Source organism: Klenkia sp. PcliD-1-E (assembly GCF_024124375.1).
GTDB lineage: Bacteria > Actinomycetota > Actinomycetes > Mycobacteriales > Geodermatophilaceae > Klenkia.
The window spans coordinates 1-26366 of sequence record NZ_JAMXRZ010000061.1 but is presented as its reverse complement, the minus strand read 5'-3'; the positions used below and the strand labels follow the sequence as shown (position 1 = coordinate 26366).

General features: G+C 76.3%; 20 protein-coding genes and 2 tRNA genes. 14 read left to right on the top strand and 8 right to left on the bottom strand.

The window, feature by feature from the left end; translation table 11 throughout:
• Nucleotides 1-630, top strand: a 630-nt coding sequence (locus NH342_RS13370) for a hypothetical protein (protein WP_253015370.1), incomplete at its 5' end; no start/stop codon positions are given.
• A gap of 114 nt (nt 631-744) precedes the next feature.
• Here the strand turns inward: NH342_RS13370 and NH342_RS13365 are convergent.
• Nucleotides 745-1275, bottom strand: coding sequence for a CGNR zinc finger domain-containing protein (locus tag NH342_RS13365; protein WP_253015369.1), 531 nt, complete (start codon nt 1273-1275; stop codon nt 745-747).
• A 141-nt stretch (nt 1276-1416) separates the two neighbouring features.
• Between NH342_RS13365 and NH342_RS13360 the strand changes: the two genes are divergently transcribed.
• The 8 genes from NH342_RS13360 to NH342_RS13325 all read left to right on the top strand — a co-directional run bounded on the left by NH342_RS13360 (nt 1417) and on the right by NH342_RS13325 (nt 10550).
• A complete protein-coding gene (locus NH342_RS13360; RefSeq protein ID WP_253015368.1) occupies nt 1417-2595 on the top strand; it encodes an MFS transporter in 1179 nt (392 codons plus the stop codon).
• A gap of 74 nt (nt 2596-2669) precedes the next feature.
• Nucleotides 2670-2759, top strand: a tRNA-Ser gene (locus NH342_RS13355).
• Between the two features lie 711 nt (nt 2760-3470).
• Complete coding sequence (locus tag NH342_RS13350; RefSeq protein ID WP_253015367.1) at nt 3471-6200, top strand: bifunctional diguanylate cyclase/phosphodiesterase; 2730 nt, start codon at nt 3471-3473, stop codon at nt 6198-6200.
• Between the two features lie 116 nt (nt 6201-6316).
• On the top strand, nt 6317-6898 hold the full coding sequence (locus tag NH342_RS13345) for a TetR/AcrR family transcriptional regulator (RefSeq protein WP_253015366.1): 582 nt from the start codon (nt 6317-6319) through the stop codon (nt 6896-6898).
• A gap of 109 nt (nt 6899-7007) precedes the next feature.
• Nucleotides 7008-7646 carry a hypothetical protein gene (locus NH342_RS13340; protein ID WP_253015365.1) on the top strand — a complete coding sequence of 213 codons (639 nt, stop codon included), beginning with the start codon at nt 7008-7010 and terminating at the stop codon, nt 7644-7646.
• Nucleotides 7639-8994 (top strand): signal peptidase I, encoded by a 1356-nt coding sequence (locus NH342_RS13335; protein ID WP_253015364.1) that lies wholly within the window; start codon nt 7639-7641, stop codon nt 8992-8994. Before NH342_RS13340 ends, NH342_RS13335 begins: the two co-directional genes overlap by 8 nt.
• An 83-nt stretch (nt 8995-9077) precedes the next feature.
• A tRNA-Arg gene (locus tag NH342_RS13330) sits at nt 9078-9150 on the top strand.
• Between the two features lie 308 nt (nt 9151-9458).
• Nucleotides 9459-10550 (top strand): ABC transporter ATP-binding protein, encoded by a 1092-nt coding sequence (locus NH342_RS13325; protein ID WP_253015363.1) that lies wholly within the window; start codon nt 9459-9461, stop codon nt 10548-10550.
• On the opposite strand, the gene NH342_RS13320 is transcribed toward NH342_RS13325, so the two are convergent.
• Genes NH342_RS13320 through NH342_RS13310 form a run of 3 tightly spaced genes read right to left on the bottom strand, consistent with a single transcriptional unit; the run spans nt 10540 to nt 14926 of the window.
• Entirely contained in the window at nt 10540-11694 is a 1155-nt protein-coding gene (locus tag NH342_RS13320; RefSeq protein ID WP_253015362.1) for an ROK family protein, read from the bottom strand. The two genes, NH342_RS13325 and NH342_RS13320, sit on opposite strands and share 11 nt — an antisense overlap.
• A gap of 22 nt (nt 11695-11716) precedes the next feature.
• Complete coding sequence (locus NH342_RS13315) at nt 11717-13183, bottom strand: aldehyde dehydrogenase family protein (protein ID WP_253015361.1); 1467 nt, start codon at nt 13181-13183, stop codon at nt 11717-11719.
• Between the two features lie 27 nt (nt 13184-13210).
• Entirely contained in the window at nt 13211-14926 is a 1716-nt protein-coding gene (locus NH342_RS13310) for a chloride channel protein (RefSeq protein WP_253015360.1), read from the bottom strand.
• Between the two features lie 93 nt (nt 14927-15019).
• On the opposite strand from NH342_RS13310, the gene NH342_RS13305 reads away from it, so the two are divergent.
• Nucleotides 15020-16249: a sodium:proton antiporter gene (locus NH342_RS13305; protein WP_253015359.1), complete on the top strand. Its 1230-nt coding sequence runs from the start codon at nt 15020-15022 to the stop codon at nt 16247-16249.
• Here the strand turns inward: NH342_RS13305 and NH342_RS13300 are convergent.
• The gene (locus tag NH342_RS13300) at nt 16233-16709 is read right to left on the bottom strand and encodes a MarR family transcriptional regulator (RefSeq protein WP_253015358.1); all 477 of its coding nucleotides are present in this window, start codon (nt 16707-16709) and stop codon (nt 16233-16235) included. The two genes, NH342_RS13305 and NH342_RS13300, sit on opposite strands and share 17 nt — an antisense overlap.
• Nucleotides 16710-16755: 46 nt before the next feature.
• Between NH342_RS13300 and NH342_RS13295 the strand changes: the two genes are divergently transcribed.
• Together NH342_RS13295 and NH342_RS13290 are read left to right on the top strand one after the other, a co-directional pair.
• A complete protein-coding gene (locus NH342_RS13295; RefSeq protein WP_253015357.1) occupies nt 16756-19509 on the top strand; it encodes a transglycosylase domain-containing protein in 2754 nt (917 codons plus the stop codon).
• A 244-nt stretch (nt 19510-19753) separates the two neighbouring features.
• Complete coding sequence (locus tag NH342_RS13290; protein WP_253015356.1) at nt 19754-20728, top strand: YeeE/YedE thiosulfate transporter family protein; 975 nt, start codon at nt 19754-19756, stop codon at nt 20726-20728.
• On the opposite strand, the gene NH342_RS13285 is transcribed toward NH342_RS13290, so the two are convergent.
• The 3 genes from NH342_RS13285 to NH342_RS24240 are packed head-to-tail and all read right to left on the bottom strand — an operon-like array spanning nt 20688 to nt 24560.
• Entirely contained in the window at nt 20688-21971 is a 1284-nt protein-coding gene (locus NH342_RS13285) for an alpha-hydroxy-acid oxidizing protein (RefSeq protein WP_253015355.1), read from the bottom strand. The genes NH342_RS13290 and NH342_RS13285 overlap by 41 nt on opposite strands.
• A 9-nt stretch (nt 21972-21980) precedes the next feature.
• Nucleotides 21981-22637 carry a response regulator transcription factor gene (locus tag NH342_RS13280; protein WP_253015354.1) on the bottom strand — a complete coding sequence of 219 codons (657 nt, stop codon included), beginning with the start codon at nt 22635-22637 and terminating at the stop codon, nt 21981-21983.
• A gap of 3 nt (nt 22638-22640) precedes the next feature.
• Nucleotides 22641-24560, bottom strand: a complete 1920-nt coding sequence (locus tag NH342_RS24240) for a histidine kinase (RefSeq protein WP_253015353.1) — start codon at nt 24558-24560, stop codon at nt 22641-22643.
• Nucleotides 24561-24670: 110 nt separating this feature from the next.
• Between NH342_RS24240 and NH342_RS13270 the strand changes: the two genes are divergently transcribed.
• Both NH342_RS13270 and NH342_RS13265 read left to right on the top strand, forming a co-directional pair.
• The gene (locus tag NH342_RS13270; protein WP_253015352.1) at nt 24671-24994 is read left to right on the top strand and encodes a hypothetical protein; all 324 of its coding nucleotides are present in this window, start codon (nt 24671-24673) and stop codon (nt 24992-24994) included.
• 197 nt (nt 24995-25191) lie between these two features.
• Nucleotides 25192-26325: a hypothetical protein gene (locus NH342_RS13265; RefSeq protein WP_253015371.1), complete on the top strand. Its 1134-nt coding sequence runs from the start codon at nt 25192-25194 to the stop codon at nt 26323-26325.
• Nucleotides 26326-26366 lie beyond the last annotated feature (41 nt).

The window sequence follows — 26366 nt, the reverse complement described above, 5'->3', positions numbered from 1 at the left end:
GCCGACACCGCCACCGTGCTGGCCGCCTCCGCTGCGTCCGCCGCCCGCTCCGGTGCGCAGTCCGCCGCCGAGGCCGAGGCCGGCGAGCTGCTGGTCACCGGCTACACCGCCCGCGCGAACCGGGCCGCCGCCGTCGAGCTCGGGGCGCCCGCCGCCGACGTCGTCGCCGCCGCCCTTGCCGAGGCCCGCACCGTGCAGCAGCTCGTCGCCGACCAGGTCACCGCTGTCACCGCCGCCCTCACCGCCGCGCAGGAGGCCCGGGCGACCGCGCAGGACGCGCAGCGCCAGGTGCTCGCCCTGCCGCAGTCCGCCGCCGGCGTCACCGCGCAGGCCGACTACGCCGCTCAGGTGGTGGCCGCGGCCGGCGTCTCCGTGGACCGGGCCACCGCCGCCCTCGCCGTCGTCCAGGAGGCCGTCGCGCCGGTGGACAACGCCGTCGCCACCCTCGTCCGCCGCGTGGACCGCCTGGACCCGGCGTCCTCGACCGCCCCGCTGCCGGACGCCGCGGCGGCCGTGGCGCTGGGCGGGGTCGTCGTCCTCGGGTTCGGCGTGGCCGGCTCGGCCGCGGTCAGCCGGCGTCGCAGCACGGTCCGTGGCCGGGTCGCCGCCGTCCGCGCCGGCCTGGTCTGAGCCCCACCCCGCCCGGCGTGGATCAGCTCACCTGATCCACGTGCATCCTCCCCCGCGGACGTCGGCGAGGGAGGATGCACGCCGGTCGTCGCACCTGATCCACGCCGCTGGGGGTCAGCCCTTCTGGCGGGCGCGGTAGGCCGCGACCGTGGAGCGGGAGGAGCAGGTGCTCGAGCAGTAGCGGCGGCTGCCGTTGCGCGAGGTGTCCAGGTAGACGTTGCCGCAGCCCTCGGCGGCGCAGACGCCCAGCCGCTCCCAGCCGTGCTGCACGACCACCTGCGACAACCCCATCGCCACGGTGGTGGTCAGCTGCTCCAGCGCGCCGGCCTCGGGGGCGGCGTAGTGCAGGTGCAGCGCGCCGTCGTGGTCGGTCGCGTAGGGCTTGGGGCTGGCCAGGGCCAGCAGCGCGTTCAACCGATCGACGACGTCGGCCTGGGACGACGCCAGGGCCACCTCGCGCACCAGGTCGGCGGTGGTGGCGGCCGCTCTCGCCTGCTTGCCGGACAGCTCGAGCGCGGTGCCGTCGGTGAACCACTCGTGGTGCGCGGCGAGGAACGCCGACGCCCACCCCTCGTCGTCGCGGGCGGCGTTGGCCAGGTCGACGGCGAGCTCCACGGCGTCGGACCCGTAGTCGTCGTAGTCCATCTCGCACCCCTGTCGGCGTGTAGGAGTTCATTCGGCTTTGACTCCCTACGCGGGCTCCCGTACCGTCGGGAACACGTAGGGGGTGAACCCGGGTTGGGTCCCTACGATTCCCCATCCTTGCGTTCTGAAGCGAGCTCCACCATGCGTTCCTACCTCACCGTGTGGCGGCTCCCGTCCGCGCCGGTGCTGCTCGTCGCCGGCTTCGCGGGCCGGCTGCCCTCGGCCATGGTCCCCCTGGCCCTGCTGCTCCTGGTGCAGCAGCAGACCGGGTCCTACGCCGTCGCGGGCCTCGCGTCGGCCACCTACGGCATCGCGATGGCCGCGATGGCCCCCGTGCTGGGCCGGCTGGCCGACCGCCGCGGGCCCCGGCTGGTGCTGCTCACCCAGTCGGTCGGCTACCCGCTGCTGCTCGCGCTGCTGGCCACCGTCGTCCTGACCTCGGCCAGCACACCGGCGATCCTGGCCGCCTCCGCTGCGGCCGGGCTGTCCACCCCGCTGGTCAGCGGCACGGTGCGCGCCCTGTGGTCCCGGGTCGACGAGCGGGTGCGGCCCACCGCGTTCGCCCTGGACGCCACCACCACCGAGCTGGTCTTCGTCGCCGGCCCCACCACGGTCGCCGCGCTGACCCTGCTGGCCAGCCCGGTCGCCGCGATCGCGCTGGCCGGCGCGCTCACCGTCGTCGGCACCCTGGGCCTGGCCACCTCCGGCGCGATGCGGGCCTGGCGGCCGGCGCCGACGGTGCACCGCAGCCTGTTCGCCACCGTCACCGTGCCGGGCATGCCCCGCGTGCTGGTGTCGGGCACCGCGCTGATGCTCGGCTTCGGGGCCGTCGAGGTCGCCGTCCCGGCGTTCGCCGACGCCGCCGGGTCGCCGGGCCTGTCCGGCGTCCTGCTGGCCGTGTGGTCGCTGGGCTCGGTGGCCGGCGGGCTGTGGTTCGGCGCCCGGGTCGTCTCGGCGTCCCTGCCCCGGCTCTACCGCTGGGGCCTGCTGGGGACGACGATCGGCATGCTCCCGCTGGCCGCGGTCTCCTCGCCGCTGCTGCTGGGGGTGCTGCTGTTCCTGGGCGGCACCGCGATCGCCCCGACGCTGACCGTGCAGAGCTCGCTGGTGGGCTCCATCGCCCCGGCCGACGCCACCACCGAGGCCTTCACCTGGCTGTCCACGGTGGCCTTCGGCGCCTCCGCCATCGGTGCGGCGATCGGCGGGGCGGTCGTGGAGGGCCAGGGCGTGGACGGCGCCCTGCTGCTGGCCGCGGGCATGACCGCGCTGGCCGTCGTCGTCACCCTCGTCCCCGGGCGCCGCGCACCCGCGCTGGCCTGAGACCCCCCTGGCGCCACCGGGGAGGAGCGCTGGTAGCCTTCCTCCTCGGTGGTCACGGGGGAACCCGGATCCCGGGAGGCTTCGCCTAGTCCGGTCTATGGCGCCGCACTGCTAATGCGGTTTGGGGTAATCCCCCATCCCGGGTTCAAATCCCGGAGCCTCCGCGCATCAACTGAACACGGCACGCCCCGCAGGTCGACGGATCCAGCTCCCGGCCACGCACGGCCTGCTCCGCAGCGCCCGGTCCCCGGACCGGGCGTTCCTGCTGTCCGGGGGTCGTCGCCCCGCACCCCTCGGCCGGGCGTTCTGCCGTCACCCGCTGGGGCACAACTGGTCACCCCGTCTCCGACGCGGGCGCAGGACTGCCGTCACGGCGGGTGTCCACGCCCCGAGCGCACCGGCGTGCGGTGCGAGCCCCACCGAAACGGAACCGTCCGAAGCGGGACCTCCGACCCTGGACCCCGCGTGAGCCGTGCCACAGGCTCAGGACGCCGACCGGACACGCGAGGGGGCGCAGGTGACGGGACCGCAGAGCCGGTGGGAAGTGTCGTTGGAGACCGCGCTGGGGCAGCTGGTCGGGGACGCCCGGGAGCGGCGGTTGCTGGCCCGCGACGTCCTCACCGCCGACGCGCACCGGCTCATCGCCGCCCGTCGTCGCGCCCGGTGGGGTCAGGCAGGCGTCGCGACACCGGTCGCACCGGCCGCCGGATGGGCCCCGGACCGGGCTCGCCGGGCATCGGGACCACCCGTTCGGGTCGTTGTTGGACTGTTCGTCTCGAACGGAACGTGTTGTGCCCAATACTCCCTGCGGTGACCAGACCGGTCTCACCGAGGCGGCGTCCCCCACACCGGTGGGGCAGGCAGGAGAGACAGCGATGGCGTCCGGCACCCCAGCGCCCCGAGCCGTCCTCGCCCGGGCCCTGACGGTCGTGGGGGTCGCGGCGACGACCCGCCGGGCCCCGTCCCTGCCGCGCCGCCCCCGGGCCGGGGTACCCCTGTGGGCCTACCTCACCGCGTTGGTCGGCGTCCCGCTGGTGGGCGTGGTCGTGCTGAGCTCGATCATCGTCGACACCCGCCGCGCCGAGGCCGCCAGCGCGGTCCGCGCGGAGCAGGCGGTCGCCGAGACGGCGCTGCTGGACGATGCCCGCCGCACCACGGAGAACGAGGCCGTCTGGGCGCTGCTGCTGTGGGCGATGGACGACCCCGCGGTGATCGAGGCCATCGGGCTGCCCGTGGACCAGGTCAGCGCGCAGCGGCCGCTCATCGCCGGTCTGCGGTCGACCTACCAGGAGGCCACCGACGAAGCGTTGGACGCGCTGGACGACCGCCGTCCGGGGTTCGCGGACTCCGTGCGCACCGACCTGGCCGACGTCCGCCGCGCCGCAGCAGCCCGCACGAGCAGCCTGCACGGGGTCTACCTGGACTACGTCGCCCTCTCGGACGGGCTCATGGACGCCGAGCGCCAGGCCGCCGCGGAGGCCCTGGCCGGCGGGACCCCGGCCAGGACCCGGGCCGCCGTCGCCGACGCCCTCCTGGTGGCCGGGTACGCGCAGTCGGCGAGCCGGCAGATGCCGCTCTACCTGGGGTCGATGGTCGACCAGCAGGCCGGGTCGCTGATCGGGTCGCGGCTGGGCTGGGAGACCGGCTGGCTGACCTACACCGACGCCCGCGCCCAGCTCCTGCGGTTGTCCGACCCCGCCGTCGTCGGCGGGTGGGAGGCGTTCGCCGCCACCCCGGCGGTGCGGGGACTGGACGCCGCGCTGGACCCCGCGGCCACCCCGCCCGGCGCCGTCCCCACCGTCGCGCAGGTGGTCGCGCTGGTCTCCCAGCGCAGCACCCGGGACGCCGACACCGCCGAGCTCACCGACGCCGTCCTGCACCGGGCTCAGGAGCTGGCCGGGCAGGACGCCCAGGCGGCCACTGACCGCTCCACCACCACCCTGGTGCTGGCCGGCACCCTGGTCGCGGTGGCCGCACTGGGCGCGGTGCTGCTGGCCCGCACGGTCGGGCGCTCACTGGGCCGGCTGGCCGCCCAGGCCTCCCAGGTCAGCGAGGGGTCGCTGGTCGAGGTCGGCGCCCGCGGCCCGCGGGAGGTGCGCACCGTCGGTGCCGCCCTGGGCACCGCGGTGGGCAGCCTGCGGCGGATCCAGGACCAGGCACAGGCCGTGGCCGAGGGCGACCTGACCAACGTGCTGCTGGAGGAACCGCTGCCCGGCCCGCTCGGTGCGGTGGTGCACGCCTCCGTCCAGCAGATCGTCAGCTCGGTCCGGCAACGGGAGGAACTGCAGTCGGCGCTGGCCCACCAGGCCGCCCACGACCCGCTGACCGACCTGCCCAACCGGGCCCAGGCCCTGGCCCTGACCGCCGCCGCGCTCAACCGCGGCCGGCGGTCGGGGGAGAAGACCGGCCTGCTGTTCGTGGACCTGGACGGGTTCAAGGCGGTCAACGACGGCTACGGGCACGCCTGCGGCGACGAGGTGCTGCGCGAGGTGGCCCGGAGGCTGCACGGCCAGCTGCGCGGCGGCGACGTGGTCTGCCGGCTGGGCGGTGACGAGTTCGTCGTCCTGGTCGAACCGGTCGAGCTCGAGTCCGACCTGGTCGACCTCGCCGATCGGCTGATCGCCACGGTGTCGGCCCCCATGGCCGCCGCCGGGGCACGCGTGTCCGTGGGGGCGAGCATCGGGATCGCGGTGAGCCGCGATGCGGCGGTCGACGCCGACGCGCTGCTCGCCGAGGCCGACACCGCCGCCTACCGCGCCAAGGCCCACGGGCGCGGGCGTGCGGAGGTCTTCGACGACGCACTCCGCGCGCAGCTGTCGGCGCAGGCCGACCTGGAGCGGGCCATCGCCTCCGGGCTGGAAGCCGGGCAGTTCGAGGTGCACTACCAGCCGGTGATGGACGTGGGCTCGGCGGCGATCGCCGGGTACGAGGCGTTGGTCCGCTGGAACCGGCCCGGCAGGGGTCTCGTCCCGCCCGACGAGTTCATCCCGGTCGCCGAGGCCAGCCGGTTGGTCTGCGACCTGGACCGCTGGGTGCTCGGCACGGCCACCCGCCAGCTCGCAGCCTGGCGGGCCGCGGCCGGTGGTGCCGCCGACCACGTGACGATGGCCGTCAACCTCTCGGGCCGGCACCTGACCGATCGCCGGGTCGTCGACGACGTCTCGGCTGCGCTCGCCGCCGCCGGGCTCCCGGCGGAGCGGCTGGTGCTGGAGGTGACCGAGACCGTCCTGGTCGACGACCCGTCGGCCATCGAGCACCTCACCGCGCTGCGGGCCCTGGGCGTGAGCATCGCCATCGACGACTTCGGCACCGGCTACACCTCGATCGGTCAGCTGCGCAGCCTGCCGGTGGACACCCTCAAGATCGACCGCAGCTTCGTCGCCTCCACCGAGCCCGGGCACGACCAGCTGGTCGCCCTCATGATCAAGGCGGCGCACACCTTCGGCCTGACGGTCGTGGCCGAGGGCGTGGAGGAGGTCGACCACGTCCTCCGGCTGCAGGACGAGCGGTGCGACCACGCGCAGGGCTGGTGGTTCGGCCGTCCCCTCACCGCCGACCGGGCGGGCGAGCTCCTGCTCGCCCCCCGGCTGGCCGGTTCGCTGTGACACCCCTCCCCGCGCGCTGCGGTCGCCTCCGGCTCAAGGTCCGGTGCGCACCGGCCGATCGAGGACGGTGTGCGCAATAGCGTTCGACCAGTAGTCCACCCACGGGGAGCGATGCCGTGACCGCCCCGTTGAGCGCCTGGCCCGAGGGTGACCCGGGCCTGGACGAGGACCCCCGCGTCGCCCGCACCCGCCAGCACGTGCTGGACACGGCCCGCGCCCTGCTGGTCGAGGGCGGGCCGACCGCACTGACCCACACGGCGCTGGCGTCCCGCGCCCGGGTCAGCCGCCAGACCCTGTACCGGTACTGGCCCACGCCGGAGCACCTGGTCGCGGACATGGTCCGCCGGCGCGTCGCCCTGCCCGCCGAGCCGGGCAGCGGAGTGGCGGACGTCCTCGGCAGCTACGTCCGCTCCCTGGCCGCGGCGTTCGCCGACCCCGCCGTGCACGGCGCCTACGCCCTGCTGATGGCGGCCGCCGTCGCGGACGAGGCCATGGCCGGGGTGCTGCACGAGGTCAAGGAGAGCCGGCGGGCCGCCCTGAACGACCAGCTCGCCCCGTGGGGCGTCGCTGTGAGCACCGAGGAGTTCGCGATGGTCGTCGGGCCGGTCATCTACCTGGTCTTCGTCGCGCACCGGCCCGTCGGCGAGGACGTCGTGCAGATGGTGGTGCGGGACGCGGTGACGCGCATGGGGGCCTGACCTCACCCGGTCGGGTGGATCCGTTGCAGAACGCTCACTGTTGAGCACTGTGTCTCGTACGGTGCGTCATGTCGGTCAGGGTGACCGATCAGATGCACGGAGTGATGACGTGTCGGATCCCCTGGCCCCTTCCCCCGTCCCGGTCCCGCCGGCCCCCGTCGACGGGGGCGGACGTCGACACCCCGGCCGCGGCCTGGGGTTGCTCGTCTCGGGTCTGGCGGCGCTGCTGTGCTCGACCGTGCTCGTGTGGCACGGCGCCGGCGCGACGTGGTCGGCCTCGACCGGCAGCGCCGGGGACAGCTGGGCCGCCGGAACGGTGGCCCTGACCGACGACGACGGCGGCTCGGCGTTGTTCACGGCGACGGGGCTGCGGCCCGGCTCCACCGGCCAGCGGTGCGTCACGGTCACCGCCGGTGGCACCCTGCCGGCGGCCGTGCGGATGTACGTGTCGGGGCTGAGCTCCACCAACGGGCTGGCGTCCCAGGTGACGGTGACGGTGTCCGCGGGGGCGGGGGGCTCCTTCGGCAGCTGTGCCGGATTCGTCCAGGACGCCGTGCTGTGGTCCGGCGCGATGTCGTCCTTCCCCGCGGTGTCCTACGCGACCGGGCTGGGCACGTGGACCACCAGCGGCACACCCGGGGAGAGCCGGGTCTACCGGGTCTCCTGGGTGCTGTCGGCCTCGGCCCCGGACTCGGTGCAGGGAGGCACGGCCTCGGCGACCTTCGTCTGGGAGGCCCAGGGTGTCTGAGGCCACGGAGGAGGACAGCTGGCGGTCGGGGTGGGCGGCCTGGGCGGTCAGCACCGCGGCCGTCGCCGTGCTGGGGACGGTCGCGCTCCTCGTCGCGACCACCGTGGTGCCGGCCCTGGCCGGCTGGTCCGCCGACGCGGTGGTGTCCGGGTCGATGCAGCCGGTGCTGCAGGTCGGTGATGTGGTCCTGGCCCGCCCGGCGGCTGCCGACGAGCTGCGCCCGGGCGACGTCCTGGTCGTGGCGGACCCCGACCGCCCCGGTGCCCACCGGGTGCACCGGCTGGTCGGCCAGGACGCCGCCGGCCTGCGCCTGCGCGGGGACGCCAACCCGGCGCCGGACAGCTCCCCGGTGCCCCCCGAGGACGTCCTCGGTGTGGCCGTCGTCCGCCTCCCACTGGTGGGCTGGCCCCTGGTGTGGGCCCGGGCCGGTGCGGTGGGCCCCCTGGCCGGCCTCGCCGTGGCCGTCGCCGGCCTGCTGGCCCTCGCCGGGGTGCACCGCGACGGGGGCCGGCCGCGGGCGACCCCGGTGCCCCCGCTGGTCGCCGCGGCTGCCGGGTGCCTGCTGGTGGTCGCGTCGACGTCGGCTGGGGGGACGGCGCAGGCGGCCTTCACGGCGCAGACCACGTCCTCGGCCCCGTGGGCGGTCACCTGGTCCACCTGCGACGGCGCCGCACGGGCGGCCGGGGCCACCCACTACTGGGCCATGCAGGAGCCCACCACGTTCCTCTTCCCGCAGACCGCGGTGAACCGGGGCACGGCGGGTGCAGCGGGGGACGGCCTGTTCAGCCTGGCCCAGACCCTCGCCCAGCCCGGTCCGGCCTGCGGCGGCGGCGACACCCGGTCGGCGGCGTTCAACACGGGCCTGGTCTCGGGGGTGCTGCCGACCCAGGCCATGTCCACCGCGCCGGGACAGCCGGCGCCGGGTGACCTCACCGTGCAGGTGCGGGTCCGGACCGCCGGCCCGGGCGCCCTGGTCGGGTTCTCCGACCGGCTGGCCCTCTACGTCGACACGGCAGGTCGCCCGGCCCTGGGGGTCGACGACGGCGCCCGGCACGGCCTGACCGGCTCGGCGGTCGTGGCCGACGGCGTGTGGCACCTGGTCACCGCCACCGTCGGTGCCGGCGGCGCGGCCCTCTACCTCGACGGTGTCCTGGTCGGCACCGACCCCACCATCACCGGGGTACGACCGGGCAGCGGCAGCTGGCGGGTCGGCGACGGGTTGCTGTGGGGCTGGCCCGGTGCCCCGCTGGACGGGCACCTGTCGGGCTGGCTGGCGCACGCCGCGGTGTTCCCGGCGGCGCTGACCGCGGCCGGGGTGGGGCAGCAGGCGTCGGCCGGGGCCTGGTGAGCGGCGTCCGCCCTCGGGGGAGGGGGCTGCGGCGGGTGGCCCGGGACCGGCTACACTTCTCCACGGCCCGCACAGGCGGGCACGCACCCGTAGCTCAACGGATAGAGCATCTGACTACGGATCAGAAGGTTAGGGGTTCGAATCCCTTCGGGTGCACGTCAGGTTGAGACAGCCGCCGGCCCCGCACTCCTCGCGAGTGCGGGGCCGTCGTCTTTGCCGGGGCCGGGGCCGGGGGCGGCGTGGATCAGGTCCGACGAGCAGCGTGCATCCGCCGCCGCCGACGTCGGTGGCGGAGGATGCACGGTCGTCGTCCCACCTGATCCACGCCGACCGGGGGGTGGGGGTTCCGTCGCGGAAGTCCGACCTCCGCGGGCCGCCGGGTGGTGCGCGCCGAGGTGGTTATGGTCCTCGCCGAGCTGTGACCGGCCCCACGGTCGGCACCCCGCGAGGAAGGACCGCCGACGATGGCCTCCATCACCTACGACCACGCGACCCTCACCTACCCGGGCGCCGAGCGCCCCTCGGTGGACGGGCTGGACCTGGAGATCGCCGACGGCGAGTTCCTCGTGCTGGTCGGCCCCTCGGGCTGCGGCAAGTCCACCTCGCTGCGCATGCTCGCCGGCCTCGAGGACGTCACCGAGGGCAGCATCCGGATCGGGGACCGCGACGTCACGCACGTGCCGCCGAAGAACCGCGACATCGCCATGGTCTTCCAGAACTACGCGCTCTACCCGCACATGACGGTGGCGGACAACATGGGCTTCGCGCTCAAGATCGCCGGCATGGGCAAGGCCGACATCCGGGCCCGGGTCGCCGACGCCGCCAAGGTCCTCGACCTCACCGAGTACCTCGACCGCAAGCCCAAGGCCCTCTCCGGAGGCCAGCGCCAGCGCGTCGCCATGGGCCGGGCGATCGTGCGCAACCCGCAGGCCTTCCTCATGGACGAGCCGCTGTCCAACCTCGACGCCAAGCTGCGCGTGCAGACCCGCACCGAGATCGCCGCCCTGCAGCGCCGGCTGGGCACCACCACCGTCTACGTCACCCACGACCAGGTCGAGGCCATGACCATGGGCGACCGGGTCGCCGTGCTCAAGGACGGTCTGCTGCAGCAGGTGGACACCCCGCGCAACCTCTACGACAAGCCCGACAACCTGTTCGTGGCCGGCTTCATCGGCTCCCCGGCGATGAACCTCGTCGAGGCCCCGGTGTCCGCCGACGGCGTCGTGGTGGGCGGGCGCACCGTGCCGCTGCCCCGGGCGGCGGCCTCGGCCGCGCAGGGGTCGACGGTGACGATCGGTTTCCGCCCCGAGGCCACCGCGCTGACCACGGCCGAGGACGGCATCCCCTTCGAGGTGGTCGTGGTCGAGGAGCTCGGCTCGGACGCCTTCGCCTACGGCTCCTTCCCCGGCGCGCAGGCGGCGGGCCGCGACGAGCTGGTCACCGTCCGGGTGCCGGCCCGGCAGGTGCCGCGCAAGGGCGAGACCGTGCACCTGCAGATCGACCCCGCTGAGCTGCACGTCTTCGACACCGCCACCGGCACGCGGCTCAACGCCTGACGCCGGCCAGCCAGCGGGGGCCGGTGGCGAACGCCTGCGCCGCCGCCCCCGCGGCCCCGCGCGCCCAGTCGTGCGGGTCGTGGTCGCGCACCGTGAGCTCCACCGGCCTGGCCCGCGGGTCGCGGTGGCCGTCCAGCGCGGCGCGCAGCGCCTCGTAGCCCACCACCGCGAGGTCGGCGCCCGCGCCGACCAGCAGCACCTGGTCCACCCCGGTCACCCCCGCGACGAGCGCGACCAGGCGCCCCAGGTGCGCCGCGGCGTCGTCGAGCACCTGGCGGGCCCGGCGGTCGCCGTCCACCGCGTCGGCGAGCAGCTCGGGCCAGGTGGTGGGCAGCCCGGTGGCCACCTGGGCGGCCGCCAGCAGGGCCGGGGTGCCCAGCAGCGCGGTGGCGCAGCCGCGGTGCCCGCGCGGGCACCGCGGTCCGGTCGGCTCCAGCGGCAGGTGGCCCAGCGGCTGCAGGCCGGCGTCGGGGGACTCGACCACCCGGTCGGCCACCACCAGCCCGTGGCCCACGCCCGAGCCCAGCGCGAGGACGGCGAACCCGGTGTGCTCCCGGCCCAGCCCGGTCCAGTGCTCGGTGCGGGTGAAGCAGGTCAGGTCGTCGCCGACCAGGACGTCGGCCCCGGTCGCCTCCCGCAGCGGGCCGGCCAGGTCCACCGGCGGACGGCGGCCCAGCACCTCGGCCTGCACCCGCCCGGTGGCGTCCACCTGGCCGTCGACCGCCAGCCCCACGCCGTCCGGCCGCGGCGCACCCAGTTCGCCGGCCAGCGCGGCGACGGCGGCCACCACGGCGTCCGGTGTCGCCCCGGCCAGCGGGACCCGCGCCCGGGCCCGCACCCCGGCGCGCAGGTCGGTGAGCACGCCCCACGCCGACCCGTCGGCCAGCGCGACGCCGAGGAACCGGTGGGCGTCCAGGGCCACGTCCAGCGGGCGGGTGGGCCGGCGGGTGACCGGGTCGGCCACCGGGTCGGTCTCCACCAGCACGCCGGCGTCCAGCAGCGCCGAGCCCAGCCGGGTCAGGCTGCCGGCGGACAGCCCCAGCGCCCGGGCCACCGCGCCCCGCGGCACCGGGCCCAAGCGCAGTACGTGCCGGGCCACCTGGCCGGCGCTGTCCGCCTCCGCCGGTTGTGTGATCCCGGTCACGCATGGGCCTTCCGCCGTGGAATCACAGCGGGAAGCTGACGTACTTCGTCGTCAGGTACTCCCCGATCCCCTCGTGCCCGCCCTCGCGGCCCAGGCCCGACTGCTTGACCCCGCCGAAGGGGGCCGCGGGGTCGGAGACCACGCCGCGGTTGATGCCGACCATGCCCGACTCCAGGGCCTCGGCCAGCCGCAGGCCGCGGGCCAGGTCGCCGGTGTAGACGTAGGCGACCAGCCCGAACGGGGTGGCGTTGGCCAGCGCGAGTGCCTGCTCGTCGCCGTCGAAGGTGGTGATCGGGGCGACCGGGCCGAAGGTCTCCTCGGTCAGCGCGGGCGCGCCGGCGGGGACGTCGACCAGGACGGTGGGCGGGTAGAAGAAGCCCGGCCCCTCGGGTCGGGTGCCGCCGGTGAGCGCCCGGGCGCCGGCCTGCACGGTGCCGGTGACGATGCGGTCGACCTTGGCGACGGTCTCCTCGTTGACCAGCGGGCCGAGGGTGACGCCCTCGTCGGTGCCGCGGCCGGTGGTCATCGCGGCCATCCGCTCGGCCAGCTTGGCGGCGAAGGCCTCGGCGACGGGGGACTCGACGTAGAACCGGTTGGCCGCGGTGCAGGCCTCGCCGCCGTTGCGCATCTTGGCCAGCATCGCGCCGTCGACGGCGGCGTCGAGGTCGGCGTCGGCGCAGACCACGAACGGGGCGTTGCCGCCGAGCTCCATGGAGGAGACCAGCACCTGGTCGGCGGCCTGCTTGAGCAGCACCTTGCCGACCTCGGTGGAGCCGGTGAAGCTGATCTTGCGCAGCCGGGGGTCGGCCATCGCGGCGGCGACGACGCCCTGGGCGTCCATGGTGGGGACGACGTTGACCACGCCGTCGGGCACCCCGGCCTCGGCCAGCACCTGCGCCAGCAGCAGGGCGGTGAGCGGGGTGTCCTCGGCGGGCTTGACCACGCTGGTGCAGCCGGCGGCGATGGCCGGGCCGAGCTTGCGGGTCAGCATCGCGGCCGGGAAGTTCCACGGCGTCACCAGCAGGCAGACCCCGACCGGCTGGTGGGTGACGACGGTGCGGGTGCCGCCGGCCGGGGCGATGCGGTAGTCGCCGTCGATGCGCACGGCCTCCTCGGCGAACCAGCGGAAGAACTCCGCGGCGTAGGCGAGCTCGGCCTTGGCGTCGGGCAGCGCCTTGCCGTTCTCCAGGCTCATCAGCCGGGCGAACTCGTCGGCCCGGTCGGTCATGATCTGGAACGCCTTCCGCAGCATCTCCGACCGCTGCCGGGGCGGGGTGGCCGCGAACCCGGGCAGCGCCGCGGACGCCGCGTCCACCGCCGCCGTGACGTCGTCCACGGTGCCGTCGGCGACCTTCGCCAGCAGCGAGCCGTCAGCCGGGTCCAGCACGTCGAAGGTCGCCCCCGACGACGCCGCCCGCCACTGCCCGCCCACGAGCAGGCCGGTGGGGACGGGGGACTCGATGCCGGCGAGGGTCACGGTGGTGGTCACGCGGCCCATCCCAGCACGCCGCGGCGCTCAGCGGGGGCGCAGGGCGGCCAGCACGGCGTCCGCGGTGAACCAGCCGACCACCCGGCCGTCCTCGACCACGGCCACGCCCGGGACGTCGTGGGTGTCCAGCAGGTCCAGGGCGCGGTCGACCGTGCCGGCCGGCGTCGTCGTCGGGCGGCTCTCGACCAGGTCGGTGATCGAGGCCGGGACGGCGGGGCCGGCGAGGGCCTCGGCGACGGCGCGGGCGGTGACCACGCCCAGGTAGCCGGCGGCGTCGGCGACCGGCAGCTCGGCGGACCCGGCGAGGGCGTCCGCGGCCTGCTGGGGCGGCGTCGTGGCGGCCAGCACGGTGGCCGCGGGCACGTCCAGGGAGGCCACCGTGCGGCCCGCCGCCCAGGACGGCGGGGGCGCGTCGAGGTCCACGCCCCGGCGGCGCAGCTTGGCCGTGTAGATGCTGTCCCGGGACAGCCGGTGGCTGATCCCGGTGGAGAGCACCACGGCGGCCATCAGCGGCAGGATCAGCGAGTACTCACCGGTCAGCTCGAAGACGATGAGCACCGCGGTGATCGGCGCCCGGGCCGCCCCGGCGAACACCGCGGCCATGCCGACCAGCGCGAACGCGCCCGGGGCACCGGTGATCCCGGGCGCGACGGCCGCCGCGGTCTGGCCGACGGCCGCGCCGAGGGCGGCACCCACGAACAGGCTGGGCGCGAACACCCCGCCCGAACCGCCGATGCCGATGGTCAGGCTGGTGGCCACGGCCTTGGCGACCAGCAGCAGGAGCAGGAAGCCGACGGCGTACCGGCCGGCGACGGCGTCCCCGAGCACCGGGTAGCCGACGCCGTACATCTGCGGGACGGCGAGCAGCAGCAGGCCCAGCAGCAGGCCGCCCGCCCCCGGGCGCAGCCACTCCGGTCCGCGCCAGACCCGGTCGCAGAGGTCCTCGACGGCGTAGAGCACCCGGGTGAACCCCACGCCGACCAGGCCGGCCAGCACGCCCAGGCCGGCGAAGAGGGCGTAGGTGAGCAGGTGCGGCACGGTGAAGTCGGGCAGGTCGAGGAACGCCTGGCTGCCCAGCACGCTGCGGCCGACGACGCTCGCGGTCACCGCGGAGACGACCACCATGCCGAAGGAGCGGGCGGCGAAGTCGCGCAGCACGATCTCCATGGCGAACACCACCCCGGCCAGCGGGGCGTTGAAGGTGGCCGCGATCCCGCCGGCTGCCCCGCAGGCCACGAGCAGCCGCTGCCGGTCCTCGGCCACCCGCACCAGCGTGCCCAGCGTCGAACCCAGGGCGGCGCCGATCTGCACGATCGGGCCCTCCCGGCCGACCGACCCGCCGCCGCCGATGGTCAGCGCCGAGGCCAGCGCCTTGACCGCGGCCACCTTCGCCGGGATGCGGCCGCCGTGCCGGGCGACCGCGACCATGACCTCGGGTACGCCGTGGCCCCGGGCCTCGCGGGCGAAGCGGTGCACCAGCGGTCCGTAGAGCAGGCCGCTGACCACCGGTGTCAGCAGCACGAACCAGCGGCCCCAGCCCAGCCAGCCGTGCGGTGCCCCGGGGGTGGCCGCGTAGTCGGCGGTGCCGGTGAACACCTGGGTGAGCACGGTGATCAGCCCGCGGAAGGCGACGGCGCCCGCGCCGGTGGCCAGCCCGACCAGCAGGGCCAGCACGAGCAGGCCGGTGTCGGAGCCGCGCAGGGCTCGGGTGCCGCGGGCGGTGGCCGGGCGCAGGACGCTCACGGTGCACCATGATGCTCTACGACTACAACAGTTGCATTGTGACAATGGTTGCCCGGCGCGCCGGACGGCGCCGGGAGGTGCACGCTGGCGGCGATGCTCCCGCTCGTGGCCGTCTTCGGCGTCGCCCTCCTGGTCTCGGTGCTCGTCTCCGGGCTGGCCGCGCGCACCGTGCTGTCCACCTCGCTGGTCTTCCTGGGGGCCGGGGTGCTGGTCGGCCCCGGCGCCCTCGGCCTGGTCGACGTGTCGGTGGACTCACCCGTCGTCGAGACGCTGGCCGACCTGGCCCTGGTGACCGTGCTGTTCACCGACGGCATGCGGCTCGGCCTGCGCGACCTCGCGCACGCCGGCCGGGCCCCGGTGCGGGCGCTGGGCATCGGCATGCCGCTGACCATCCTGGCCATCGGGGGTCTCGTCGGCTGGCTGACGCCGCTGTCGTGGCCGGCGGCGTTCCTGGTCGGCGCCGTCCTCTCACCGACCGACCCGGTGTTCGCCAGCGCGATCGTCGGCCGGGTCGAGGTGCCCTACAAGCTGCGCCGGTTGCTCAACGTGGAGAGCGGTCTCAACGACGGCCTGGCGCTGCCCATCGTGGTCATCCTGCTGGCGGCGATGGACGGGACCGACCCGCACCCGCTGCAGGTGGCCGGCGAGCTGGCCCTCGGCATCGTCATCGGGGTCGCCCTGCCGCTGGTCGCCGCGCTGCTGGTCCGGCTGCCGCGGCTCGGGGCGACCCCGCAGCTGCAGCCGCTCGGCCCGCTCGCGGTCGGCATCATCACCTACGCGGTCTGCGAGCTGACCTCGGCCAACCAGTACCTCGCCGCGTTCCTGGGCGGGGCGACCGTGGCCACGATCGCCCCCCGGGCCAAGGAGGCGTTCGAGGCCCTGGGCGAGCAGCTCGCCGAGCTGGGCAAGTTCGCCGCGCTGCTGGTCTTCGGGGCCCTGCTCACCCCGACGCTGCTGGGCGACCTGGGGTGGGGCGGCTGGGCGGTGGCCGTGCTGGCGCTGCTGGTGGTGCGGCCGCTGTCGTTCGTCGTCGCCCAGGTCGGGGTGCCCATCCCGCGCCGGGAGCTGTGGACGGCGGCCTGGTTCGGGCCCAAGGGGTTCGCCTCGGTGGTCTACGGCCTGCTCGTGCTCGCCTCGGGGGACCCGGAGGCGCAGCGGGCGTTCGCGCTCATCGCGGTGTGCATCGCGGTGTCGATCGTCGCCCACTCCAGCACCGACGTCCCGGTCTCGCGGTTGTTCGACGTCGAGGAGGAGGCCGGGGTGCCGGCGTCGGACGACGAGCGGGACGGCGAGCGGGACGGCGAGGTCAGGGAACGGGACTGAACGGGTCGACGTCGGCCTCGCCCGCGGCGTCGGCGTAGGCGCGCAGCGCGTCGCGCACCCGACCGGCGTCGGCCGGGTCGAGGCGGGAGAGGACCGTGCGCAGCTCGGCGCGGCGGCGCTCGGTCACGTCGGCGACCAGCGCGGCGCCGGCCGGGGTCAGCTCGACGAGGACCTCCCGGCGGCTGTCCGGGTTGCCGGTGCGAACCACCCACCCGCCGGCGACCAGCCGGTCCGCGCTGCGGGAGAACGTGGAGGGGTGCACGCCGACGGCGCGGGCCAGGTCACCGCTGCGCTGCGGGCCGCGGCCGGCGAGCAGGACCAGCACCCGGAACTGCGGCAGGGTGACCTGGTCGAGGGCCCCGGCCAGCGACCGGGTGACCGCGCCGAGCAGGGCCCGCGAGGCGTGCAGCGCGGCGTCGACGACCGCGTCGAGCTCGGCGTGGGGCTGGGGGGCGGGCACCGGTCGAGCCTAGGCGCCGGGTAACGATCCTGTTGCAGATGTACAAGTGTTGGCCTCCTGCACGGCGTCGTCGGACCAGCGGGCGCACGGTGGGACGGCGGGCCCGCAGCGCCGCGGGCCCGCGCCATCCGTCCCCGACGCCCGTGGAGGAGCCATCCGACCCGCTCCCGCCGAGACCACCGGCCGCGGCCGCGCGCTGCTCCAGCTGGGCCTGGCCGTGGCCATGGCCGGCCTGCTCGTCGCCGGGCTCGCCGCGCCCTGGCTGGGCGGTGCCGGACTGGTCGCCGAGCGGGGCGCCGGGCTGCTGCACCCCCGGCAGACCGACGTTGTCGACACCCGGCTGCCCGGCAACACCCTCGTGCTGGCCGCCGACGGCTCGCTGATCACCGAGTTCTACCGGCGCAACCGCACGCCGGTGCCGGCGGAGGCCATGGCCCCGGCGGTGCGCGACGCCGTGGTCGCCATCGAGGACGCCCGGTTCTTCGACCACGACGGAGTCGACGGCGAGGGGCTGCTGCGGGCCCTGGTCCGCAACCTCGCGGCCGGTGAGGTCGTGCAGGGCGGCTCGACGCTGACCCAGCAGCTGGTCAAGCAGCTGCGGCTGCAGACCGCGCAGGACACCGAGGGCCGGACGGCGGCCACCGAGCAGTCGGTGGGCCGCAAGCTGCGCGAGGCGCAGGTGGCGCTGGCCGTGGAGCAGGCCTACAGCAAGGACGAGATCCTCACCCGCTACCTCAACACCGTCTACTTCGGCCGCGGCGCCTACGGCATCCAGGCCGCCGCCCGGCTCTGGTTCTCCGTGGACGCCGCCGACCTCACCCTCGCCCAGTCGGCGACCCTGGCCGCGGTGGTGAACAGCCCCACCACCTTCGACCTGGTCGACGCCCCGGAGGCGGCCACCGCCCGCCGGGACCGCGTGCTCGGCCGGATGGCCGACCTCGGCCTGGTCACGCAGGAGGCCGCGGCGGCCGCGCAGGCCGAGCCGCTCGCCCCGGTGCTCGGCGCCGGGCCGCCGCGCGGCTGCGTCGGCGCGGTGGTCGGCGGGTTCGCCTGCGGGCACCTGCTCGGCGAGCTGGCCGCGCTCGGGCTGGACCAGGCCCGGCTGGAGGCCGGCGGGCTGGTCGTGCAGACCTCCCTGGACCCGCAGGTCCAGGGCGCCGGCGACGCCGCGGTCCGGGCCACCCTGCCCGAGACCGACAGCCGGGCCGCGATCTACACCGCCGTCGAGCCGGGCACCGGCCGGGTGCTGGCCATGTCGGTCAACCGGGTCTACGGCGTCGACGACCTCGACCCCGCGCAGACCGTGGTCGACCTGCCCGACGCCGCCGGGCAGGGCGCCGGGTCGACCTACAAGGTGTTCACCGCTGTCGCCGCGCTGGAGGCCGGTTTCGGGCTGGAGCACACCATCACCACCGCCGACCCGTACACCTCCTCGGTCTACCGGGACGGCGGTGAGGCCTACGACGTGCGCAACGCCGGCCGCTACCCGCGCACCCTGGACATGGAGCAGGCGCTCTACATGTCCTCCAACACCTACTTCCTGGCGCTGGAGGACGCCCTGGGCAGCGTCGCCGGGCCGGTGTCCGCGGCGCAGCGGATGGGGTTGAGCAGCCTGGACCCGATCGCCGACCGGGTGGTCGCGGAGAACCGGGGGTCGTTCACCTTCGGCGCGGAGCCGACCAGCCCGCTGGCGCTGACCTCCGCCTACGCCACGCTCGCGGCGTCGGGCACGCAGTGCGACCCGCACCTGCTGGTCGCGGTGACCGACCGGGCGGGGGAGCCGCTGCGCGACGCGGCCGGGACCCCCGTGGTGCCCGGCGACCGCTGCACGCCCGAGGCGGTCGCCCCCGGCATCGCGCACACCGTCACGCAGGCGCTGCGCAAGGACGTCGAGCCCGGTCACCCCGGGCAGACCGCTCGCGCCGCGTACGTGCCCGGGCACCAGATCGCCGGCAAGACGGGGACGTCGCAGGACAACTACTCGATCGCCTTCGTCGGGTACACCCCGCAGATCGCGGCCGGGGTGATGGTCTACGACCCGGTGGAGAACCAGGACGTCGGCGGGTTCGGCGGCGGCAAGGCGGCCACCATCTGGCACGACGCGATGGTGCCGGTGCTGGCCGGGATGCCCGCCGTCCCGTTCCCGCCGGCCGACCCGGCGTACCTGGACGGGGACCGGTCCCGGGTGCCCACCTGCCTGGGCGGCGACGTCGACCGCTGCCTGTCCGCGCTCGCCGACGCGGGCATCGCGGCCACCGTGGTCGAGGTCGACGCCGACGTCCCCGCCGGGACGGTGCTGGCACTCGACCCGCCGGCCGGCAGCACGGTGCGCTCCGGGCAGCAGGTGGTCGTCACGGTGAGCAACGGTTCCGGGTACGTCCCCCCGACGACGGCCCCTCCGACGACCGAGCCCCCGACGACGGCCCCTCCGACGACGACGGCGCCCCCTTCGACGACGGCGCCCCCTTCGACGACGGCACCCCCGACGACGACGCCTCCGACGACGCAGCCCCCGACGACCGAGCCGCCGACGACGGAAGCTCCGACGACGGAACCCCCGACCACGGAACCCCCGACGACGGAACCCCCGACGACGGAACCCCCGACGACGGAACCCCCGACGACGGAACCCCCGACGACGGAGCCCCCTCCGACGACCGAGCCCCCGACCACGACACCGCCGACGACGCAGCCCCCGACCACGGGACCACCGGCGAGCGAGCCGCCCACGACAGGGCCCCCGACGACCGAGCCGTCGACGTCGACCGCGGCCCCGACCACGGACGGCGCGGCGGCCTGAGCTGCCGGGCTGGTGTGGGACGGCGCGGCGGCCTGAGCTGCCGGGCTGGTGTGGGGCGGGGCGCCGGTCCTGGCGGTCTGGCCGCGTTGGTCGGTCTCCGTCGGTGGTGCTGAGGAGCCATCTCATCTGCCGGCTGCCCCGCCCACGACCACTGTGACGCAGGCCACTCGATCGCGTCAAGACCCGGTCGGCACGTCGTCCGTGCAGACTGGACCGGTCGTGCACGACGGACCGGGAGGGCAGCGTGGTCGTCACCGGAGCGCTGGCCGGGGTCCTGCTGGGCGTCGTCCTGCACCGCGGCCAGCTCTGCTTCCACTCGATGTTCGCCGGGATCGGGGGCGGGGACCTGCGCCTGCTGCGGGCGTGGCTGCTCGGGGTCGCCCTCGGCGCGGTCGGTCTCGCCGTCCTGTTCGCCACCCCGCTGGGTGCGGGGCTGTCGACCGGACTGCCGTTCCGGCCGGTGGCCAACGTCGTCGGCGGCCTGCTCGTCGGCGTCGGCATGGCGGTGGCCCGCTCGTGCGTCTCGGGGCTGTTCTACAAGCTCGGTGAGGGCATGCTTGGCGCCCTCGTCGGTCTGGCCGGCTGGGTGGTGGGGGAGCTGCTGGCCCGGCAGGTGCGTCTCCCCGGCCCGACGGTCCTGCCCGGGGGCGACGGCGGCACGGTCGCCGGCGTCCTGGGCCTGCCGCGGTGGCTGGTCGCCGCCGTCCTGCTGGCCGCGGTCGTCACCGGCCTGGCACTGCACCGGCGGCGGTACGGCCCCGACCGCGCCGAGCCGGGCTGGCGCTGGACCGGTACCCGTCTCGGGGTCGCCCTGGCCGGTGCGCTGGTGCTGGGGTGGGTGCTGGCGGCGCTCGGTGGCGCGTCGTTCGGCCCGAGCACCGTGGGCGCCGCAGCCGGCGTGGTGAGCGGCAGCCCGAACCCGTGGCTGCTGGCGTTCCTGCCCGGCCTCGCGGTGGGCTCGCTGGTGGCCGCCCGCCGCGACGGCGCCGTGCGGGTCCGGGGCGAGCAGCCGGTCCGGTACGGCCAGCTGCTGGCCGGTGGGCTGCTGCTCGGGGCCGGCGGGTGGATCGCAGGGGGCTGCAACCTGGGGCACGGCCTGTCGGGGGTCGCCCAGCTGAACGTGTCCAGCTGGGTCGTGGTCGCCGCGATGGCGACCGGGGTGCTGGCGACCCGGCGGATCAGCCGGCGCGGCGCAGGACGTCCGGCGACAGCTGGCTGACCGCGGTGTGCCCGGTCAGGCCCAGCGTCAGGTCGAACTCGCCGACGACGTCCTCCACCACCTGCCGCACGCCGACCTCGCCGGCCAGGCCCAGCCCGTAGACGTAGGAGCGGCCCAGCAGGCAGGCCCGCGCACCCAGTGCGGTGGCCACCAGCACGTCGGCGCCGCTGCGCACGCCGGAGTCCAGCAGCACCGGCACCCGGTCGCCGACCGCCTCGACCACGCCGGGGAGCGCGTCCAGGGCGCCGACCGAGCGGTCCACCTGCCGGCCGCCGTGCGTGCTGACCACCAGGCCGTCGACGCCGGAGTCCAGGGCCTGCCGGGCGTCGTCGGGGTGCAGCACGCCCTTGAGCACCAGCGGCAGCGACGTCCGCTCCCGCAGCCAGGCCAGGTCGGCCCAGGTGATCGAGGGCCGGGAGTAGATCGCCAGGAAGGTCTCGACGGCGGCGCGGGGGAGCGGGGAGCGCAGGTTGTCCGCGAGCGGCCCCGGCCAGGCCCGGGCCATGCCCACCAGCGCCCGGACGGCGGCCAGGGTGGGCCGGGGCTGCGGTGGGCGCGGGCCCGCCGCCGCGGCGCGCTCCTCCACGAGGCGGCGGAAGACCGGGTCGGAGGTGTACTGCGCGATGCCCTTCCCGAGCGCGAAGGGCAGGTGGCCCAGGTCCAGGTCGCGGGGCCGCCAGCCCAGCATGGTGGTGTCCAGGGTGACGACGACGGCCTCGCAGCCGCCGGCCTCGGCGCGGTGCAGCAGGCTCTCGACCAGCTCGTCGGAGGTCGACCAGTACAGCTGCATCCACCGCGGCGCGTCGCCCATCGCCGCGGCGGTGGTCTCCATCGGCACCGAGGCCTGGTTGGAGAACACCATCGGGATGCCGGTGGCCGCCGCGGCCCGGGCGACGGCGAGGTCGGCCTCGCGGTGCACCAGCTCCAGCGCGCCCACCGGGCCCAGCAGCAGCGGGGCGGGCAGCCGCCGGCCGAACAGCTCGACCGAGGTGTCGCGGGCGCTGACGTCGCGCAGCACCCGCGGCACCACCTGCCAGCGGTCGAAGGCGGCCCGGTCGGCGCGGACCGTGGCCTCGCCGCCGGCCCCGCCGGCGACGTAGCCCAGGGCGCGGTCGGTCAGCCGCCGCCGGGCCGCCTCGGCGAGCGCGGTGTGCACCGTCGGCACCCGGGGACGGCGCCCGTACACCCCGGCCCGGTAGACCTCGTCCTGCCTCCGCCGACCGGTTCCCGCCGCGTTGCCCATCCCGCGACGCTAACCAGCGCGACCGGTCCGCGGCAGGTGGGCGAGCACGGCGAGCACCCGGCGGTGCGAGCCCTCGGACTCCACGAGGCCCAGCTTGTCGAAGATCGAGCGCATGTGGGTCTCCACGGTACGTTCGGCGAGGACCAGGGTGGCGGCCACCGCGGCGTTCGACCGTCCCTGGGCCACCAGCTCCAGCACCTGCAGCTCGCGCGGGGTGAGCCGGTGCAGCGGGTCGTCGACCCTGCGCGGCCGCACCAGTGCAGCGACCACCAACGGGTCCAGCGCCGAACCGCCGCGCGCCACCCGGCCCACCGCGTCGAGGAAGTCGTCCTCGTGCAGCACCCGGTCCTTGAGCAGGTAGCCGAACCCCGGCTCGCCCACGAGGTCCGCGACGTGACCGGTCTCCACGTGCTGGGACAGCAGCAGGACCGGCAGCCCGGGGTGCACCCGCCGCAGGTCCCGGGCGGCACGCACGCCGTCGTCGGTCATCGACGGCGGCATCCGGACGTCGGCCACCACCAGGTCCACCGGCCGGTCACCCGGGGGCAACGCGAGACGCAGGCTGTCGGCGTCCGGGACGGCGGTGACCTCGTGGCCGGCGTCGGCGAGCAACCGGACCACGCCCGCGCGGAAGAGCGCGGAGTCCTCGGCCACCAGGACGCGCACCGCTCACAGCTCCGCGATGACCGTGGTGCCGGCGCCCGCCGGGCTGTCCACCGCGAGCCGGCCCCCCACGGCCAGCACCCGGTCGCGCACGGTCCGCAGCACCGTCGCGCTGCCCGCCCCGCCCACCCCGTCGTCGCGCACCTGCACCCGCAGCCGGCCGTCGACCTGCTCGAGGCGCACGGCGGCCCGGGCCGCCCCGGCGTGCTTGTACGTGTTGGCCAGGGCCTCGGCGACGACGAAGTACGCGGTGGTGGTCCGGGCCTCGGACACCGGTCCGGCCTCGTCCACCCCCTCCGCCACGACCTCGACCGGCAGCGGCCCGGCCGCGGCCAGGTCGAGGACGGCGGCGACCAGACCGTCGTCGAGGCGTGCGGGCCGGACACCGTGGGCCAACCGCCGCAGCTCGGCGACCACCTGCTCGATGCCGCGCACCGCGCCGTCGAGCTCCGCCGTCCCGCCCGGCGGCAGGTCGCCGTCCCGGGCGAGCCGGCGCAGGGCCATGCCGATGGCGAGCAGGTCGGTCTGCGCGCCGTCGTGCAGGTCGCGCTCCAGGCGCACCCGCTCCGCCGCGGCCGCCCCGACCAGGCGGGCCCGGCTGTCCTGCACGGCGGTCAGCGCGGTCCGCAGCCCGACCTGCAGGCGGGCCAGCTCCAGCGGCAGCTGCAGCTCCACGACGGCCTCGCGCGCCCGGCGCAGCCGCCGGGTCCCGGTCCGGCCCAGGCGCAGCACACCGATGGCGACCCCCGCGGACCGCAGGGGGATCAGACCCGGGTCGTCGTCCGCCGGCCCGGGGACGGGTTCACCCGCGGGCGACACCCACCCCTCCCCGTCGGGTGACCGCAGCAGCAGGTCCAGGTCCGGGTCGTCCAGCAGCGCGCGGAGCATCGCGGTCACCCCTGCGGCGTCGGCGCGGCCGTCGCGGACGTCGTGCACCCAGGTCCGGAGCCGGGCGTGCAGCACGGTGCGCTCGGGGTCGAGGACCCGCCCGGCGACGGCTAGCGCCCTGCGGTGCAGCGGCAGCAGCCCGATCGCCGCCAGGAAGGCCCCGACGGCCGCCCCGGTGGCGGTGTCCTGTCCCGGGACCAACCGCACGGTGGCCCACACGCCGGCGGCGAACACCGCGGCCGCGGTCACGGCCGTCGCGAGCCAGGCAGCGGTCTGCCCCAGCAGCCGGTCGACGTCGAGCAGGTCGTGCCGGAGCACGGCGACGGCCACCGATGCCGGCACGGCCAGCAGCAGCGCGGCGAGGACGGGCAGGTAGGCCAGCCCGACCGGTACCCCGACGAGCTGCAGGCCCCAGCCGGTGGCCAGCAGCACCGGGACGCAGACCGCCCCCAGCGCCAGCCACCCCACCTGCCGCCGCACCCGCGCCGGACCGCGCCGGAACCGCAGCACCAGCGGCGCCACCGACGCGGCCAGTGCGACGAGCAGGGCCGCGTACCCCGGCAGCAGCTGCGGTGCCGTCAGCTCGAGCACCCCGGCCGCGGTCAGCCCGAGGAGCACCTGCAGCGCGACGGCGACCCCGAGGAAGACGCCGGGCAGGAGGCGCCAGCGACGACGCGGCAGCAGGCCGTCGGGGAAGGCCTGGCAGAGCAGCCCGAACCCGGTGACCAGGTGGACCCATGCCCCGGCCGCCAGCGCCGCGCCCAGGTCCCCGCCGACCGCTGCGCCGGTGGCCTCCAGGGCGAAGGTCAGCGCCGGCAGCGCGGCCAGCCCGGTCAGGGCGGGACCCACCGGGCTGTCCGGACGGCGGAGGGCCAGCACCGTGCCCAGCAGCACCGTCGGCGCCAGCGCCACCAGCGTGACCAGCAGGTTGTCACCGTCCACCCGGTCCGGGACGGCCGCCCACAGGGTCAGCTGGACGCCGGCGCACCCCAGCCAGCCGGCCACCACGAGGGCGGTGCGGGTGCTGGGCGGCGCCACCGCGCCATGCTGGACCACCGGGACCCCGAGCGGTATCCGTGCCAGCACGCAGATCCGGTCCGGTGGGCGCCACGATGTGCTGGGCCGGGTGCGGGCCGGAGGCTCCCGGCATGGAGATCATCGTGCTGGTGCTCGTCCCCCTGCCCCTCGGCCTGCTCGTCCGCTCGCGCACGGCGGGCTTCGTCGCCTACACCGCGCTGCACGCATTCGTGTTCACCTTCCAGTCCGTGGCCCTCGTGGTGGGCTGGGTGAGCGGCACCGGACGGAGCGCCTTCGGGCCCTACCCGGCGGCCGACACCGGGGAGGTGTGGGCCTACGGCGTGGTCAACCTGCTGGTCTACGCGGCGGGTCTGGCGCTGCTGGTGGCCGGCCAGCGGATCGGCGCCCGTCGCCGGGCCCGCCGGTCGGCGGTCGACGTCGCCCCGGTCGCCTGACCGGGTGGGGCCGGTCCTGCACCACCGGCCCCACCCGCCCCGACATGCCGGTGACACGCCCGGGACCTGCAGGGACCGCTCGACAACGGGGGGTGGGGACGGGTCATCATGGGGCGCCCGGGGCCGTGGTCGCGGCCTCCGGCGGACCAGCCACGAGGAGGTGCGGGGTGCGCAGCGCGACGACGGGACCGGTGCCCGTGCGCCTGCCGACCCTGCTGCAGAGCGGGGTGCTGGCCCTGGCGGTGGCGCTCGGCGGTGTCCTGCTCGCCGGGCCGGCCCTCGCCGCGCCCACGGAGACCTCGGCGCCCACGGAGACCTCGGGCACGTCGGAGCCCACGGAGACCGCGGAGCCCGACCCGACCGCCTCGTCGGCCCTCGTCGACCCGGGCCGGCCCACCGCCCGCCTCGTGCACGGGCCGAACTGCACCGACGGGTTCGTGCGGGTCGAGGTCACCAACGGCACCGCCGAGCACGCCGTCACCCTCACCTACGACGGCGCCGACGCCGGCGACCAGGCCGTCCTCGAGCCGGGCGAGCGGGTCGTCCTGGAGGGCGAGGAGCTGGACTGGGGCACCCGGGCGGAGGTGGGGGTCTCCGTCACCGGGGTCGACGGCGCGGAGGACCCGCTGGACCTGGGCGACTGGACCCGGCCCAGCAAGGAGGACTGCGACGCCATCAGCGGCCCGACCGGGACCACGTCGCCCACCCCGTCGCCGAGCACGTCCTCCACCGCGACGCCGTCCACCAGCAGCCCCACCACGTCCGCCGGGCCGACCAGCGGGCCGACCACGCGGCCGGCGCCGACCACCACCCCCGGCCAGCGGCCCACGACCGGCGCCCCGTCGAGCACCCCCCGGCCGACGAGCGGGGCGCCCGCACCGCCGGCCACGCCGACCGGCGGCTCGTCGTCGGGTGCCGCCCCGGCCGTCGGCGGGTCGTCCTCGACGGGCCAGGTGTCCCCGGGCAGCGTGCTCACCATCCGCGGCAGCGGGTTCGCGCCCGGCGAGGCGGTCAGCGTGACGCTGGCCGCCTCACCGCTGGCCACGGTCGCCGCCGACGACGAGGGCCGGGTGGAGGCGGTGGTCCAGATCCCGCAGGACGTCGTCCTCGGGCCGGCCGTCGTCCGGCTCGTCGGGGCCGACTCCTCCGCGGCGACCGAGGTGTCGCTGCAGGTCGCGGCGCGCGACACCCCCGGGGCCACGGGGCGCACGCCCTGGCCGCTGGTGGCCGCCGGTCTGCTGCTGCTCGCCCTCGCCACCACCCTGGCCACGATCGCCTCGCGCCGTCCCCGCGCCGTCGGCGGGCAGCCGCCCGTTGCCGCGGAGGGCTGAGCCGTGGCCGCCGACCAGGAACCGCACGGCCGGTACGGCCG